The sequence below is a fragment of the Grimontia marina genome, from assembly GCF_900060185.1.
GTDB classification, from domain to species: Bacteria; Pseudomonadota; Gammaproteobacteria; order Enterobacterales; family Vibrionaceae; genus Enterovibrio; species Enterovibrio marinus.
The window spans coordinates 14,173-29,709 of sequence record NZ_FIZY01000025.1 but is presented as its reverse complement, the minus strand read 5'-3'; the positions used below and the strand labels follow the sequence as shown (position 1 = coordinate 29,709).

General features: G+C 45.9%; 13 protein-coding genes. 5 read left to right on the top strand and 8 right to left on the bottom strand.

Annotation, left to right across the window (positions count from 1 at the left end; translation table 11 throughout):
• Window positions 1–33: 33 nt before the first annotated feature.
• The 8 genes from GMA8713_RS13790 to GMA8713_RS13755 form a co-directional block, all read right to left on the bottom strand.
• A complete protein-coding gene (locus GMA8713_RS13790; RefSeq protein WP_084387739.1) occupies window positions 34–798 on the bottom strand; it encodes a thioesterase II family protein in 765 nt (254 codons plus the stop codon).
• Window positions 799–822: 24 nt separating this feature from the next.
• Window positions 823–2,022, bottom strand: coding sequence for a cysteine desulfurase family protein (locus GMA8713_RS13785; protein WP_084387738.1), 1,200 nt, complete (start codon window positions 2,020–2,022; stop codon window positions 823–825).
• Window positions 2,015–2,389 carry an iron-sulfur cluster assembly scaffold protein gene (locus GMA8713_RS13780; protein WP_062710835.1) on the bottom strand — a complete coding sequence of 125 codons (375 nt, stop codon included), beginning with the start codon at window positions 2,387–2,389 and terminating at the stop codon, window positions 2,015–2,017. Before GMA8713_RS13780 ends, GMA8713_RS13785 begins: the two co-directional genes overlap by 8 nt.
• Window positions 2,390–2,403: 14 nt before the next feature.
• Entirely contained in the window at window positions 2,404–3,576 is a 1,173-nt protein-coding gene (locus GMA8713_RS13775; RefSeq protein WP_062710831.1) for a LuxE/PaaK family acyltransferase, read from the bottom strand.
• 782 nt (window positions 3,577–4,358) lie between these two features.
• On the bottom strand, window positions 4,359–5,534 hold the full coding sequence (locus tag GMA8713_RS13770) for a hypothetical protein (protein WP_062710828.1): 1,176 nt from the start codon (window positions 5,532–5,534) through the stop codon (window positions 4,359–4,361).
• A gap of 8 nt (window positions 5,535–5,542) precedes the next feature.
• Window positions 5,543–6,337 carry an outer membrane lipoprotein-sorting protein gene (locus GMA8713_RS13765; protein ID WP_062710825.1) on the bottom strand — a complete coding sequence of 265 codons (795 nt, stop codon included), beginning with the start codon at window positions 6,335–6,337 and terminating at the stop codon, window positions 5,543–5,545.
• Window positions 6,338–6,357: 20 nt separating this feature from the next.
• Window positions 6,358–8,676, bottom strand: coding sequence for an efflux RND transporter permease subunit (locus GMA8713_RS13760; protein WP_062710819.1), 2,319 nt, complete (start codon window positions 8,674–8,676; stop codon window positions 6,358–6,360).
• 259 nt (window positions 8,677–8,935) lie between these two features.
• Entirely contained in the window at window positions 8,936–9,730 is a 795-nt protein-coding gene (locus tag GMA8713_RS13755) for a TetR/AcrR family transcriptional regulator (protein ID WP_232314442.1), read from the bottom strand.
• 278 nt (window positions 9,731–10,008) lie between these two features.
• Here GMA8713_RS13755 and cmoA point away from each other — a divergent pair, with 278 nt between their 5' ends.
• From cmoA to GMA8713_RS13730, 5 genes are all read left to right on the top strand, one after another.
• Window positions 10,009–10,737: a carboxy-S-adenosyl-L-methionine synthase CmoA gene (gene cmoA, locus GMA8713_RS13750; RefSeq protein ID WP_062710813.1), complete on the top strand. Its 729-nt coding sequence runs from the start codon at window positions 10,009–10,011 to the stop codon at window positions 10,735–10,737.
• Between the two features lie 84 nt (window positions 10,738–10,821).
• Window positions 10,822–11,793 (top strand): tRNA 5-methoxyuridine(34)/uridine 5-oxyacetic acid(34) synthase CmoB, encoded by a 972-nt coding sequence (gene cmoB / locus GMA8713_RS13745; protein WP_062710810.1) that lies wholly within the window; start codon window positions 10,822–10,824, stop codon window positions 11,791–11,793.
• Between the two features lie 315 nt (window positions 11,794–12,108).
• Window positions 12,109–12,870: an ATP-dependent zinc protease family protein gene (locus GMA8713_RS13740; RefSeq protein WP_062710807.1), complete on the top strand. Its 762-nt coding sequence runs from the start codon at window positions 12,109–12,111 to the stop codon at window positions 12,868–12,870.
• 41 nt (window positions 12,871–12,911) lie between these two features.
• Window positions 12,912–14,417 carry an inactive transglutaminase family protein gene (locus tag GMA8713_RS13735; RefSeq protein ID WP_062710804.1) on the top strand — a complete coding sequence of 502 codons (1,506 nt, stop codon included), beginning with the start codon at window positions 12,912–12,914 and terminating at the stop codon, window positions 14,415–14,417.
• A gap of 3 nt (window positions 14,418–14,420) precedes the next feature.
• Window positions 14,421–15,404 (top strand): alpha-L-glutamate ligase-like protein, encoded by a 984-nt coding sequence (locus tag GMA8713_RS13730; protein WP_062710801.1) that lies wholly within the window; start codon window positions 14,421–14,423, stop codon window positions 15,402–15,404.
• Window positions 15,405–15,537: the final 133 nt, after the last annotated feature.

The window sequence follows — 15,537 nt, the reverse complement described above, 5'->3', positions numbered from 1 at the left end:
TACTAAGCTAATCGGATAATAATCAATCGAAGCTTACTTTACATATGGACTATCTAACGTTGTCTGAATAACGGAATTAATATATCCAAAGAGTTCATCACAGGCATTATCGACAAACAGATGCCCACCAGAAAATCGTTTCGCATCCATGCTTCCGGAAAAAAAGTCACGCCAACCTTCGATATCAATTTCCTGTATCGCAGTGTCTAGCTGTCCATTTAAAACCGATAATTCACAATGCAGCTGCACATCAGCACCAGCAGAGTAAGTATCCGCAATAGCTAAATCAGCTCTGAGAGTAGGTAAAAACAAAGCCATGAGTTCCTTATTCTCAAGCAACGGATCCGGCTCATCTTTCATCTCTTTCAGTTTGCCTATCAGTTCCTCGTCGCCGAGCTTACTTAAAGGGATATCACTCACAGGCAAATTAGGAGACCGACTGCCAGACGCAAAGAAATGACTCGGTTGATTAAACCCTTTGGCTTTAATTTGATGGGCAACCTCTAACGCGACACGACTCCCTAAACTGTGGCCAAACATCATATAAGGGACATCTAAATATTCTTTTATTTCATCAACAAGGCTGGATACTAACCCCTCCATGCTAGAAAAAGCTGGCTCAAATAGTCGACCAGCACGACCCGGTGGTTGGATCGCAATCAGCTCAACGTTGGCAGGAATCATATTACTCCAGCTGAGAAACGTTGACGCATTCCCCCCTGCATAAGGAAAGCAAAATAAACGGAGACACGGATTCTCTACAGTTTTTGTCGAAACAAACCAATTAGAACTTAACATTCAACAAATCCTCTACACAATGTGTTATACGTTAGCTGTCGCAACAATATTCTTGTCGTGTATACCGCAACAAGTTTTTAGGAGAAATTCAGTGGAGTCTTTTACTGCCTCAATAAAATACTCCGCATCAGACTCGTTGACCCCCTCTCCCCAGCTTACTCGGATAGCAGCACGGATCCTCGGTTCATCCAGTCCCATGGACAATAAGACATGCGACAAATTTTTCTCTTTGTTGTTGCTACAAGCTGAACCAAGAGAGACAGTAATTCCGTAATTGACTTCCAGCAGCAAAGCCAGAGCTTCGCCGCGAATACCTTTTATCGAAAAATTTAATGTATTTGATAGGGACTTATCATCTGTAGTTGCACCATTTAAGGACAATGCCTGACCCCAGTTCATTAGTCTTTCAATGAGTATCTTTTTGACCTTTTTGCTCCGCACCTCTATTAAATCCATATTTTCATTTTTTAGACGTGCTGCCTTGCCCAGCCCAACAATTGCCATTATGTTCTCGGTACCTGAGCGGAGACCAAACTCCTGCCCGCCCCCGTGTACCAGTGGATCTAGGTCTTGTGCATTTTTGATAAAAATTCCACCAATTCCCTTTGGACCGTTGAATTTGTGAGCCGAGAAAGATACGAAATCAGCGTTCAGTGCGGATAGGTCAACCTTTGTTTTTCCGACCGCCTGTACAGCATCAACGTGAAATTTTATTGCCCGCTGCTCAGCCAGATCCTGGACTTCTTTTACTGGTTGAAGCACACCTGTTTCATTGTTTGCATACATCATAGAGATGAGTTGCGTATTGGGTCGAATAGCATTTTTGATGGCTTCAACGTCCACATAACCTGACTCATTTGGCGATACATAGGTGGCTTCAAACCCGAAGTTTCTTACCATATATGCTATCGATTCCAACACTGAGGGATGCTCAATAGAGGTGGTAACAATATGTCCAGGCTCGGCAATGTGTCTAAACAGTGTACCTTTAATAGCCCAATTATTCGCTTCAGTGCCTCCTGAAACAAAATATATAGATTCGGGCCCACAATTGAGCAGTTCGGCAACATGCGATCTAGACTCGGTGATCAACGCCTTAGAGATCTTTGACTGAACATTACTGCCTGAAGCATTTGAAAACTGATTCTTAACAGAAAACATTTCTTCTGCGACTTCTTCAGAAACCGGGGTCGTTGCATTAAAGTCAAAGTAAAAGTTACTCATGCTCTTTTACCTTTTTAATGAAGTCGAATAACTGCTTGTGGAGCTCAGTCATAATATCCACACAATGACATTGTGAAGGTTCCAGCTCACCCAACATGCTAGAAATGGTACAACAGTCCCTTTTGGCAATATCTTCCAGTTTCTTTCCGTAGATCGAATCACAAAAAATATCACCAGCTGCTACAGAGGTAGCACACCCCCAAGCCTGATAAGCTACATTTGAAAAAACGTTGTCTTTCGTTTCAATTTGGACTTCTAACTTATCACCGCAAACTGAATTACCTACCGATAGAGTCACCTCTGCAGCTTCTATCTCTCCGGTGAATTTCGGCTTCGTGAAATGGCTAACAATGAGACTGTTGTACATTCTTTTCTCCCTAATTATTCCACTGTTTCAGCATCTTTTTGATTCAGGTGACGGTCAATATTAACGGCGCAACAACCAAACTCTGTAGAGCCTGTCCAGCGACCAATATATTCAAATCGCTGCCCACCTCGGCCAGATTTACTCTTACCTGGCAAAATTCTCACCAAATCCTCAGTTAAAACAAAGCCCGGTGTGGAAAGGGCCATTGGGTCATAGATAGCTAATCGACCAACTTCACCATCTTCCACTTCACTTGACGGATCTTCGATATTTCTTACTGAAAAGTGTCCAATTGGAGCAACATATTTTTCTGAAAACTCATCGTCTATTGAGAAAATATTTGATTCCGTCAAACCGTACGTATCTCTAATTTGGCCGCTTTCAATTCCAAAATATGTCATACATGCTTTATTAAAGTCTGACTGAGAGATCATTTGTCCTGTATATCTTTTCCAGCCTCCCACGGTGATCAGTAAGCTGTTTTTATCCAGAGATAGCTTGATTCCATTTTCTTTCAAATAGGAGATTAAACTCATTACTAAAAATGGAGGAGCCATAATATGACGATCAAATTTTCCTTCCCATTTTTTTAGTTTCTCTAATGCAGGTTCTGGCTCAAACTTCCCGCCTTTCACCATGAATTCATGCGTATCAAGCATGCCACTCATGAGGTTGGTCAATCGAACCAGTCCCATCTCTGGTATTTCTTCCGGCGGCGGGCACAAAAATAAACAGGCTCCCTTTGATATGCCGAAAAACTCCCTGTACATAGAACCTATACCTAACAACACGTTATCGATAGTATTGCTACAACGGCGAGACACACTAGGCACGCCAGAAGTGCCTGTGCTGCGGACTTCTAGTTCCACTTCGTTCAACCCAACAGACAATAGTTTGTGGCTATCACTCGCTTTAAACTCAGACACTGGTATAAGGGGAATTTTAACCAAGTCATTGAACGTTTGAATATCATCAGGCTTGACGTCATGTTTATCACAAAGTCCTCTGTAATAGTCATTGACGTTATAGTGGTGTGAGAATGAATCCTTTACTAGATATAATTTGCAATCGTTTAAATCCGCCTCAGGTAATGAATATAGTTCTTTGATTGATGCCAACATAACCTTAATTGGACTTAGCCCCAATGACTTAATGCCATCCAGCTGCTTAACTAAATTTGTTCCCATTTCTTTTCACCTCTACCAGAAAAATTACAATAAGCCAACCTTGATAAAGGCCTAGCTATCCTTTACAACAAAATCTTATGATCGGAAATATTTATGAATAAATATATTAAATAAACCCCCCACCATCACCTTAATGAACGAAAGGGATAAATATAAAGATATAAATTCAATCCTGTCGACAGGACAAGTCATTAAATATAATTTAACAATTACTCAACACCACCTAAACAATACTATTAATCCACTCTCACTTTTTTATTTAAACGATAAATACAATATATAAAGCGGTAATGATGTAAAATTTAAGTTTTATTAAACCGACAATTAAAGCAACATGTGTCGCATGTTTAATCTTCAAATGAGAAATATTTCATTATTACTGAGTGAATTAATGGAAACACATCAAAAAAACTCACCAAAGAAGGTATTAGACGATAAAGTATAGATAATTATCCACAGTTACTAATCCAAGGTTTTTAATCTAAGGTTTTTAATCAAAAATTCATACACCAAACGGTTCATTGGAAATTTTTCATTAATAAAAACGAAATAAAATAGAACCATTAATCCAATGAAAACAACCTTAAGGCAGGAGGTTTTACTTGGTTTTGGCCTTTGATTTTCACTCAATAGACAAGTTATTCAGCTTCTACTTACAAGTAATTATGTAATAGATGTGGATACAATCATTAATGAAAAAAGGCCTGGTCGTGACCATTCTCAACGGTGAAGACCAAGCTTTCGCAATGTGGTAAATACAAGCACTACTACTTGGCCACTAACTAAAAATACCAATTCACTGACACTTCGACGAAATCATCCCGCTCTAAGGCGGCAAGGGGATCATTCTCCGTGTCACTGTTAAATAGCCAGCCGTTTGCCGACCAACTCCAATCATTGCTAAGGCGACCGCTGGCTTCTACGCGCACAGTCATAGAATCTGTATTATCGATATCAAGTGTGCCACCAACGAGCATCTCAGTACCGTCTATATCATTCAGTACCCAACGCAATCCGGCAAACACATCGTTTTGCCCTGCCACAGGTGCATCGTCAGCCCGGCTGTCATAAAGATATTCCATCAGTAGCCCCACATCCGTCATGCCATCATTTACGCCCACCAGGGTGTATTCAAATCCTACAGTCAACGCTGTATTGCTCTCTTCACTGAAGCGGCGAATTCCCTCGGCTTTCCATATCCAGTCTCCGAAAGCCGCCTGTACATCCAAGCTAAACTGCGTCATCAGCGCATAGTAAGGTTTCACGTTATTCGACAAATCCTGGACAAAGTAAGGGTCTCGGTTGGTGCCGTGAAACACACTGACTCCCACATCCCATTGGTCAAATGTCACGGCATAGCGCGCAGCGACATCGGGATAATGCTCTTCGCGAGGAGATTCATAAACGGGCTCAACCTTGTCCCAACCGGGGATCGCTAACCGCCCACCGTTACTGGCGAAGGTTCTCTGGCGAAAATATGGCAGCAGGTAAATATCCAACACGCTCTCATCGAGCTCCCAACCAACACTTATCATGGGTTGACCGAGTTTTACCTCGCCATCAATGGCGGCGGCCGCATCGGTCTGATTAATAACATCGACCAGATGTTGCGACTCTGTCACGCCCCAGAACACAATCCCGATCCCGGCGCGAATTTCATAGTTGCTGTCGTAATAGCGCAAAAGCGCCTCTCTTATGTCACCATGCGTGCGCCCATCATCGAGTGAGTCCCAACGAAAGGATGGCGAGAATACAAAACTGGTGTTTCCCTCCTCAGTTTCCCAATACCATTCGGGCTCAAGCGTAATCAAAGTCTGACTTTTGCTTTGTCCCAACACGCCCGTTTCTGCAAACTGGCGTTGCTGAAAAGAGACTTCCCCTCTCCCGTCAATGAACTCGAGTGCGGCAAGGGAAGGCGTTGCCAGCGACAGCGCTATCCCGATTACTGCCTGCTTCATTCCACCCCCTAACGTGCGCGCTTCAGGCTGGATTGCGAAAAATCGCTCTCTTCCAAACCCGTGTTGAACGCCAATTGCTGAGTGGTGAGCGTGGTGATTTTTCCTGTCTGATGGTTAGTCATCACCATTTCATGAGCTCGCCAGAATTTGCTCTGGTATTGCATATAATCTTGGAAGGTCAGCGTTTTCAGCAGCGTATCTTTACGATCAAAAAACTCGACTTTAAGTGGACGGTAATGTGCTTTATCCAACCACACCTTTTGGCGGGTGTAACCAGAGTATTGATCTGTGGGAATTTGCTCCAGCACAAAGCTGTCTAATCCTTCAATCTGCTCATCGCCAAGATATTTGAAACGGTATTTCTCAAGTTCAAAAGAACTCAAATCTTCGTACGCAAACTCACTGCCCATAAATGGCCCTGATTTATTGCGAGACGCAATTCGCTTGGTGCGTTTCAGTGCAGGCAGATACAGCCATTGATCGTCAGGGCCACTTACGTGGGAATAATTGAGAAATACTGTTCCACGAACATCCCGCGGTTCATCGAAAATGGTGAGGCCTTTGTCTCCCTCGCCATCCACCTCCAATGCGTTGATGCGCAGTTTGCGTTCACTGCTATCCCCATTGGCATTTTCCAGTACCATGGTCAATGCCGATACGCTGTCTTTCCACCCTTCATCCCGCTGTTTACGCTCTTTAGCAATCTCCATTCCACGGGCTTCATCGGCAATAACCGGCAATGATGTACCTGCAATACCTAAAGCCATGACCAATGCTGTTCCCAATTGCTTTATCTTGTTCATTTTTCTCTCCTTGAAATCGGTTAGGCAGTTTGTGTGATGAGTTTTTTGTCTTTTTCTACGTAAGGCTTACGATCCGCCACCAACAACACAGCGGGCAGCAAGACGAAATCAACAACGAGAGCAATGAAAATCACCAGCGCACTCAATTGCCCCATGTCTGCGTTTATTCTAAATACCGATGTCGCTAACACGCCAAACCCTGCTACCAGCACCACCGTGGTGATCCATAGCGCACGACCCACTGTGTTAAAGGCATAGCGGATACCTTCTTCCACATTGCGCCCTTGCAGTCGCGCATAGCGGTATTTCGACAGGAAGTGGACTGTGTCATCAACCACGATACCGAGGGTCAGCGTGATAACGATGGAAAGGCCAAGGTTGATTTCACCGGAAATCAGCGCCCAGGCACCGAAGCCAATGATGCCCGGCACAAGGTTGGGAATAAGACTGATGACACCCAAACGCCATGAGCGCAAGGCAAAAACCAGCAGCGCGGAAATCAAAACCAGCGCAATGGGAACGGTTTTGAGCATACTCGCCATGTTGGCTTCACCGATGTGCGCAAACATCAGATTGGGGCCAGAGGAAGTCATCTCGTATTGCGGTGCATTGACAGCAAACCAGTTGTCCATGCGCGCTTCGAGATCAATCAACTCTACACTGCCGAGGTTATCGACGATCAGCTGCAACTTCACTGCCGATTTGTCGATATTCACTTCGTTGTTCAAATCAAGACCATAAGGAAGCGACATTTCGTAAAGCAATAGATATTGTGCAGCGAGTTCGGGATCAGCAGGCAACTGATAATACGCCTCATCATCACCATGCATATTTTTGTTGAGGCGCTTAAACGTATCGGAGATAGACGCCACATGGTCTACTTCCGGTTGTGTGCGAAGCCATTCGGTAAAACGGCTGATTGTGGCAAGAAACGCGGGGTCGGTAACGCCTTGTGGCTCGCCAGTGTTGACGGCAAGGCTGATAGCAGTGGTACCACTGATGGTCGACTCCATGAAATCAGCAGCCTGACGGAAGGTATTTTCCGGTCCAAAATAGTCAACAGAGTTATCGTTCACCTCGTTTTGAACCATCAGTAAACTGCTGGCGATCACAATCAATGCACTGATTGGCAAAATGGCCTTGTGGTTACGGATCACGGAATCAGCAATCCACGGCATCAATCGGCCTTCAGAGCGCTGTCTTATTTTCACTTTTACAGGTATCAACTGCAGCAATGCTGGCAACAAGGTGACCGACAGGAGGAAAGCAATCATCACGCCGACCGCTGAAAGATTACCCAAATCACGCAGCACTGGAGAATTCGACGCATTCATCATCAAAAAGCCGATTGCAGTGGTGGCCGATGTAATGAACAACGCCATAACGTTCACCTTAAGCGCATAGTGAATGGCCTCAGATTTGGCTTTCCCCTCCCGTAACGCTTGCATGAATGACGAAATAACGTGAACACAATCTGCCACAGCCAGCGTCATTATCAGCGTCGGCACATTAACGGTCCCGTTGTTAAGGTAGTGCCCTACCCAGCCGAGTAATCCCATAGTGCTGACAATGGTCAGCACTAGCACGACCAGAGTTGCCCCAACGTAGCGCCATGCCCGCAGCATCAGCCCAAGAAACACTAGGATAACAAGAAACATGCCGGGGACCAGGGTATTGCCATCTTTCATCGCGGCCTGTGCAAAGGCATGATTGAGCGCAATGACGCCGGCAAGATGAAACTTTACGTCAGGATAGGTCTTACTGATGTCAGTAAGAAGTTGATTGGCAAATGTCGAAATTTCATTGACCTGAACACTCTGATCACCCTCAGGAAGTTGAAAGGTGATAGTAATGACCGTGACACTGCCATCGCTGGAAATAGCCGAGCCTAAAAGGCGAGGCTCATTCAACGCAAACTGGCGGATATAGCCCAGTCGGGCATCATCCAGCCTCAAGTGATCTGCCGCCAAATCCTCAACCAACAGGTCATCATCTTCTGCCGAGGTATGCTGATAGTTGGTGATCGAATCTACCCGGCTGGCATATGGAAATTGCCATCCTTCTTCTGTCAGCTGCTTTATCAGCGTCAAGGTTGGCTCAGTAAAGACATTGCCGTCGTTCGGCGCGACAACAATAGATAAGGTATCGGTTTTATTGAAGGTCGCTTCCAGCTCTTTAAACGCTTGAAGTTGGGGGTTACTTTCATCAAAGAAAATTTGGTAGTCGCCCCGGAAATAGAGATTAGACATACCAAACGCCGCAGTCAGGGAAACAACAACAGTCAAAATGAGAAACAGCCACGGCTTTGCCGTCGGCCACTGAGACAGATCTTTGTTCATCACAGTCTCCTTTTGTGACGATTCGTCAATAAACCTGTTTCAAAAAGCCAACAGAGTTGGCTTAGTACGACCCATACAGATCACTCTTGTATTTGACGATCCGTCAAATACTATTTTAAAAAAAACGCCTAAGCGTATGTCACTTCTAATATCAAACGGAAAATGACGGAGCGTCATTTTATGACGCTTCGTCAATATAGTTTATTAGATGTACAATTGAAACTCTTTTTGACGAAACGTCAGAAAAGATTCATAAAATTCAGGAAGGGTTAAGAAGGGCTATCTCGTTAGCAAACAACGTGGTTTCCGCGCGATGCCATACAGCGCGGTAGTCGACGTCAGATGACAGTGGCAACCATCCCATGCCATCGAGTAAAAAATTGACATTCACTAACGCTGAATCTGTCCGGACTAAACGAGAGACACATTGGCTTTCAGGGGCATTATTCAAGAGGACATTGGTGCCAAACGCCATTGCCCAATTAGCAAAAACGATGGAATGGGCGACGCGTTCATCTGGAAGGACCAGCTCACCTTTTTGAATGCCATCTTGTAGAAACGCTTCACCCAAGGCGACCATTTTTGCCTCCATCTCCTCAAGTTTTGCGAGGCGTGCAGTAGAAGCTTTTTCTTTTACTGCGGAGGTACGACTTACAATGGCGCACATCGACATAACCGGCTCGAGCTGAGAAAAAATATGGTAGCCCGCATGCATAGCAACCACTTTATCACGGCTTGTGCCTTCGAAATTGAAGGCACGCTGAAAGAAGGTGATTTCTTTCAGGACAGCTTCAATAGCCAAAGCAGCAATTAAATCCTCTTTGCTGCTGAAATGGTTATAAACAGTGCCTTTGGAGTAATCTGATGCTGCAGCAATCTTATCCATGGTGAGATGTGCAAACCCTTCACGCTCGACTACCTCGCGGGCAATTGCCATGAGTTCCTTTTCTCTCTCGCGGATAGCAAGCTGTTTCCGGCTCAATGGCGCCGCATCAGCTTTAGATGCTTTGTCAAAGGGGGTAGCAACATGTGGTTCTAACATCACCGTCTCCATGAATCAGTTCCACTGCTTTATAGCATGTATTCCATTCAGTCTGCGACAACTAGGTAAAATTCATCACCAATTTGAGAGATCGCTGTTTTAGCCTCACGTCACCAGAACAACACCAGTGTCCGTCAAACAGACGATGTCCATCAATTAGAGACAAATAAGTTAAAATTCTCTACAATACGCGCCCTTTTGGTGGCGGAGCTGATCTGCCGTCAATGATATTTATCACGGTAAGTCAGGACGCCGTACTTACGCAGTGTGCGCTTTTAAGGCAGGTTAAGATGGCAAATCGCGACAATATTTTTGCTGCGCCAATCGAAAAACTGGGTGACTTTACCTTCGACGAAAACGTCGCCGAAGTTTTTCCGGATATGATTCAACGCTCGGTACCGGGCTACAGCAACATCATTTCTGCAATTGGCATGCTGGCTGAACGCTTCGCCACTGATGGTAGCCGTATTTATGACTTGGGTTGCTCGCTGGGCGCCGCAACACTGTCTATGCGCCGTCATATTAAAGCGCAAAACTGCACCATTATTGGCGTTGATAACTCTCCTGCGATGGTTGAACGCTGCAAACTGCACGTCAATGCTTACCGCTCAGACACCGATGTACAAATCATTGAAGACGATATCCGTAATGTCGATATCCAAAACGCTTCTGTGGTTGTGCTGAACTTTACCCTGCAGTTTTTGACACCAGACGATCGTCAGGCATTGCTTGAGAAAATCTTCGCAGGCCTCAAGCCTGGTGGCATTCTTATTCTCTCTGAGAAATACAACTTCGCCGATGAAACTGCGAACGAGCTTCTTATTGACCTACACCACGATTTCAAACGCGCCAACGGTTACAGCGAGCTGGAAATCAGCCAAAAACGTAGTGCTTTGGAAAACGTGATGAAGCCTGACAGCATCGACACCCACAAGCAACGCTTGAGTGATATCGGTTTCAGTAGCGTGGCGGTCTGGTTCCAGTGCTTTAACTTCGGCTCCATGTTTGCCATCAAGTAACTACTAGGGCCTGTTGACCCTGGCTAAACAAATTCATCGCGTTCGGTAAGCTGGCGCAACACGAAAAACCAAAAGACGATACCTATGTTCGATTTTTCTGACTTCTACCAATTGATTGCAAAAAACCGTCTGCAGAACTGGCTGAATGTATTGCCAGCGCAATTGACGGAGTGGCAAAACCAGCCACATGGTGATCTGCCAAAATGGATGCGCGTGCTGAAGAAGATCCCGATGGATGCGCCTTCTACGATTGACCTGAAAGACAGCGTGACCATTGGTACAGAAGACGAACTTCCGACTGGCCAGCGCGCGAAGATTGAAAACCTGCTACGCGCTTTCCACCCTTGGCGTAAAGGTCCTTACCATGTTCATGGCATAAATATAGATACTGAGTGGCGCTCGGACTGGAAATGGGATCGCGTACTACCACATATCTCTCCGTTGAAGGGCCGCTATGTTTTGGATGTTGGCTGCGGGAATGGCTACCACATGTGGCGCATGCTGGGTGAAGGGGCAGAGTTAACTGTAGGTATCGATCCTTCTGAGTTGTTCCTCGTTCAGTTCGAAGCGATTCGGCGAATGATGGGCAACGACCAACGTGCCCACCTGCTTCCACTGGGTATTGAAAAGCTGCCTGAACTGAGGGCCTTTGATACCGTATTCAGCATGGGCGTGCTGTATCACCGTCGTTCGCCACTTGATCACTTGATCCAGTTGAAAAACCAATTGGTAAAAAATGGTGAGCTTGTATTAGAAACCTTGGTGATTGATGGCGATGAAAACGCGGTGCTGGTCCCATTCAGTCGTTACGCGCAAATGCACAATGTCTACTTCTTCCCTTCCGCGAAAGCGCTGAAAGTATGGCTGGAGAAGGTTGGGTTTGTGGACGTACGCATTGTCGATGAATGCGTGACCACCACTGACGAACAGCGCACAACAGATTGGATGACGCACAATTCGCTACCGGATTATCTTGACCCAAGTGATCCAACAAGAACGGTTGAAGGTTATCCAGCCCCCAAACGCGCCATTTTGGTTGCACGAAACCCAGACTAAGATTGCTTTGTTCATGGATTTAACAGGCAGTTCAATGACTGCCTGATAGATTCATAATATCCAGAAACTCAGTCTCATCATTTTGATGGTAGCCCTGTCTCATTCCCGCAAAAAGGCCAATGAATCTCCGCAGATCTAGTTTTGAATTGACCTAATTACTATACACTAAAGGTAAAAAAATCGTCACGAATCAGAATGTTCCGATAATTGACAATTCTGACTCAGATATGACAAATCTCCCTTCTCGCTTCGTTTTTTTCGGGATAAACTACACTCCTATTTTCAACGCCTTAACCACCCAGCACGGAGCTCTACATGCTAACTCGCAGCGGATTGCTGATTCTTTTCTCTGCTGTCCTCTCTGGCTGCAGCATTACATCTCAGGAACAGCACCAACAGACCCTGAATGCAATCAGTAACATAGAGACCAACATTCAGAGTGACTACTCGTCGCTAAACCAAAGTGTTCAAACACAGCAAGAACAAATCGCAACCCTTGAACATCAGGTTGCCGATATTTCTGACACACTCAAAATCATGCGTCAGAATCAGGCCCGTGAAGCTGCGAATAGAGCTGAGCCACAAGTGGTCTACGTTGAGAAAGAAGTGCCAGTGCCGCAAAAATCCGATAAAGCTGTGCTTGGTGAACAAGAGTGGGTTTGGATTGACGCGGCTGGCTCCAACTACAAGGCCCGTGTAGACACCGGCGCAACAACATCCTCCCTGAATGCGACTGACATTCAGGAGTTCGAACGTGACGGTAAAACCTGGGTCAGCTTCAATCTTGCACATAGCCAAAATGGCGAGGGTGAGGCCGAACCACTAGCAAATATCGAAGCACCAGTGACTCGCTGGGTAAAGATCCGTCAAGCTTCCACTGAGAGTCTTGAGCGTCGTCCGGTTGTAGAACTGCGTATCAGGCTGGGTGAACTGCATGAAAAAACGCAATTTACGCTGGCGGACCGTTCGCACATGGAATTCCCGGTTCTTCTGGGCCGTGAGTTCTTTAAAGACATTGCCGTCGTTGACGTCTCTAAGTCTTACATCCATCCAAAGTTTGTTGCCGAAAAGAAATAGCGCACTGAACTTCAACCCACAGTGCCAATAACGAGGAAAGAATGACTTCACGCGTTCCTTTTTATTTGCTCATCAGTGTGCTGATCATCGTCGGCATGGGCATGAGTATTTACCGCCATAATGTCTACGGCGTACCCTGGACAGCGGGACAAAAACACCAAGTGTGGGAAGTGGAAGCCCGCGTTGAATTCCAAGCCAAAGGCAAGCCAGTTAAAGTGTCACTTGCAACGCCAGATACCCAGGAAGGCTTTACCCTCATTAATGAAAACACCAGCTCACCGGGCTACGGGTTTGCATTGATCAATACCCAAGATGGCCGCAGAGCGGAGTGGAGCAAGCGCGAAGCGAGCGGGCAACAAATTCTCTATTTCAAAAACCAAATGCTGGTTGATGAAAACGCCAACTACCCTATCGAACCACCCCTAAGTGATGTGACACCAGCCGTGCTTGATGGCCCTATCAAGACTGCTGCAGATGCTCTTCTCGAACAAGCCAGACAGCGCTCCGCAGACAATGTGACACTCGCGCGTGAGCTCATCAAACAGTTCAACGACAAAGAAAGCCAAAATGCAGCCCTTCTCACCAAAGAAATGAGCAAGGCCCAAGCGATCGTGGCTATTCTTTCGCTGGAAAACATCCATGCCCGTGTCGTTGGCGCATTGCAATTGGAAGATGGTCGACGCCGCCAAAGTATCATCCCAATGGTGGAAGTTTGGGATAACGAACATTGGCAATTGTTTAACCTAGATACCGGAACAGAAGATTCTTTCGACAATCTTTTGATCTGGAATCAAAAAGGCACGCCTTTACTCGAAGTCATGGGTGGCACCAACAGCCAAGTCAGCTTCTCTATCATTGCGCAGGACATCAGTCCGCAGCAGGCAACTGATGAGAAAATACAGGCCGAAAGCCTGCTGAATTTCTCTATTCACAGCCTGCCTATTGAAGAACAGGCGATGTTTAAAACCATCATGCTGATCCCCATTGGCGCTCTGATTGTTGTGCTGCTGCGTGTACTTGTCGGCCTGAAAACTTCCGGTACGTTTATGCCAGTACTGATTGCTGTCGCTTTTGTTCAGACACAATTAGTGCCGGGCCTTGTTGGCTTCCTGTTGATTGTTGGTACCGGTCTGATTATCAGAAGTTATCTATCAAGGCTTAATCTGCTCCTTGTTGCGAGAATATCTGCCGTGATTATCACGGTAATCATGATCATCTCTATCTTCACCATTGTTGCATTCAAAATTGGATTGGTCGAAGGCCTGACTATTACCTTCTTCCCAATGATTATTCTCTCCTGGACCATCGAACGTATGTCGATCCTCTGGGAAGAGGAAGGCGCGAAACAGGTGCTTATTCAAGGTGGCGGCTCACTGTTGACAGCTGTGCTGGTATACCTGGCAATGACCAATGATTTTGTCCGTCATATCACCTTTAACTTCGTTGGTATTCAACTCGTGATTCTGGCACTGATCCTGATGCTGGGTAACTACACTGGCTACCGCCTGAGCGAATTGAAGCGATTCAAGCCACTGGTGAAGGACTAAGGCATGCTGGATTTCCTAAAGAAATACACATCGCCTTTTAAGCTGCACAAAGCTGGCATCATGGGAATGAACCGCCGGAATATCAGCTATATCGGCCGATATAACAAACGCAGTTTGTTCCCATTGGTGGATGACAAACTGAAAACCAAAAAAATTGCGCAGCTTGCCGGAGCAACGGTTCCAGAGTTGATTGGCGTCATCAACGAGCAGCACCAAGTACCATCCATCCACGAGATGGTAAAAGACTGGCCTGGCTTTGTGATAAAGCCTGCTCAGGGCTCGGGCGGTAAAGGTATTCTGGTCGTAACCTCAAACAAGGATGGCGTATATAAAAAGCCATCTGGATCTGAGGTCAGTAAGGAAGAAGTGGAACGCCACATCACCAACACCTTGGCGGGCTTGTTCTCGCTGGGTGGTAAAAACGATGTCGCTGTTGTAGAAAACCTGATCCAGTTTGATGATGTGTTTGATGGTTTCAGCTACGAAGGTGTACCAGATATCCGCGTTATCGTATTTAAAGGTTACCCTGTGATGGCGATGATGCGTCTTTCTACTGCTGCATCCGATGGTAAAGCCAACCTTCACCAAGGTGCAGTAGGGGTCGGTATTGATATCGCGACGGGTAAGGCGCTGCGTGCAGTGCAATTTAACCGACCGATTGAGCATCACCCCGACACTGGCCGCTTATTGAGCGAGCTTCAGGTTCCTCATTGGGAACTGCTACTGACTCTCGCCGCGAGCGCATGGGAAATGACAGGCCTTGGCTATCTGGGTACGGATATGGTGCTCGACAAAGAAAAAGGTCCGATGGTGCTGGAGCTCAATGCGCGTCCCGGTCTGGCGATTCAAATTGCTAACGGCTGTGGACTGCTGCCAAGGCTTCGTCATATCGAAGCAATCGGAGAAACTGCTCACCTCACGACACCGGAAGAACGTGTGGCTTACGCCGCGAAAAATTTTTCAGGCACCTACACGCCCGGACATTAAGTTTAAACAAGATATACCCAAATAACCTGAAGATGCTCGCATTCAGAGGTCATCAATACGTTCAATTCGAGGCAAATTTCGCGAGGAATAGTCGTTCTATTTCCGTGGAATTTAACGATGAAGTGTGCGTATT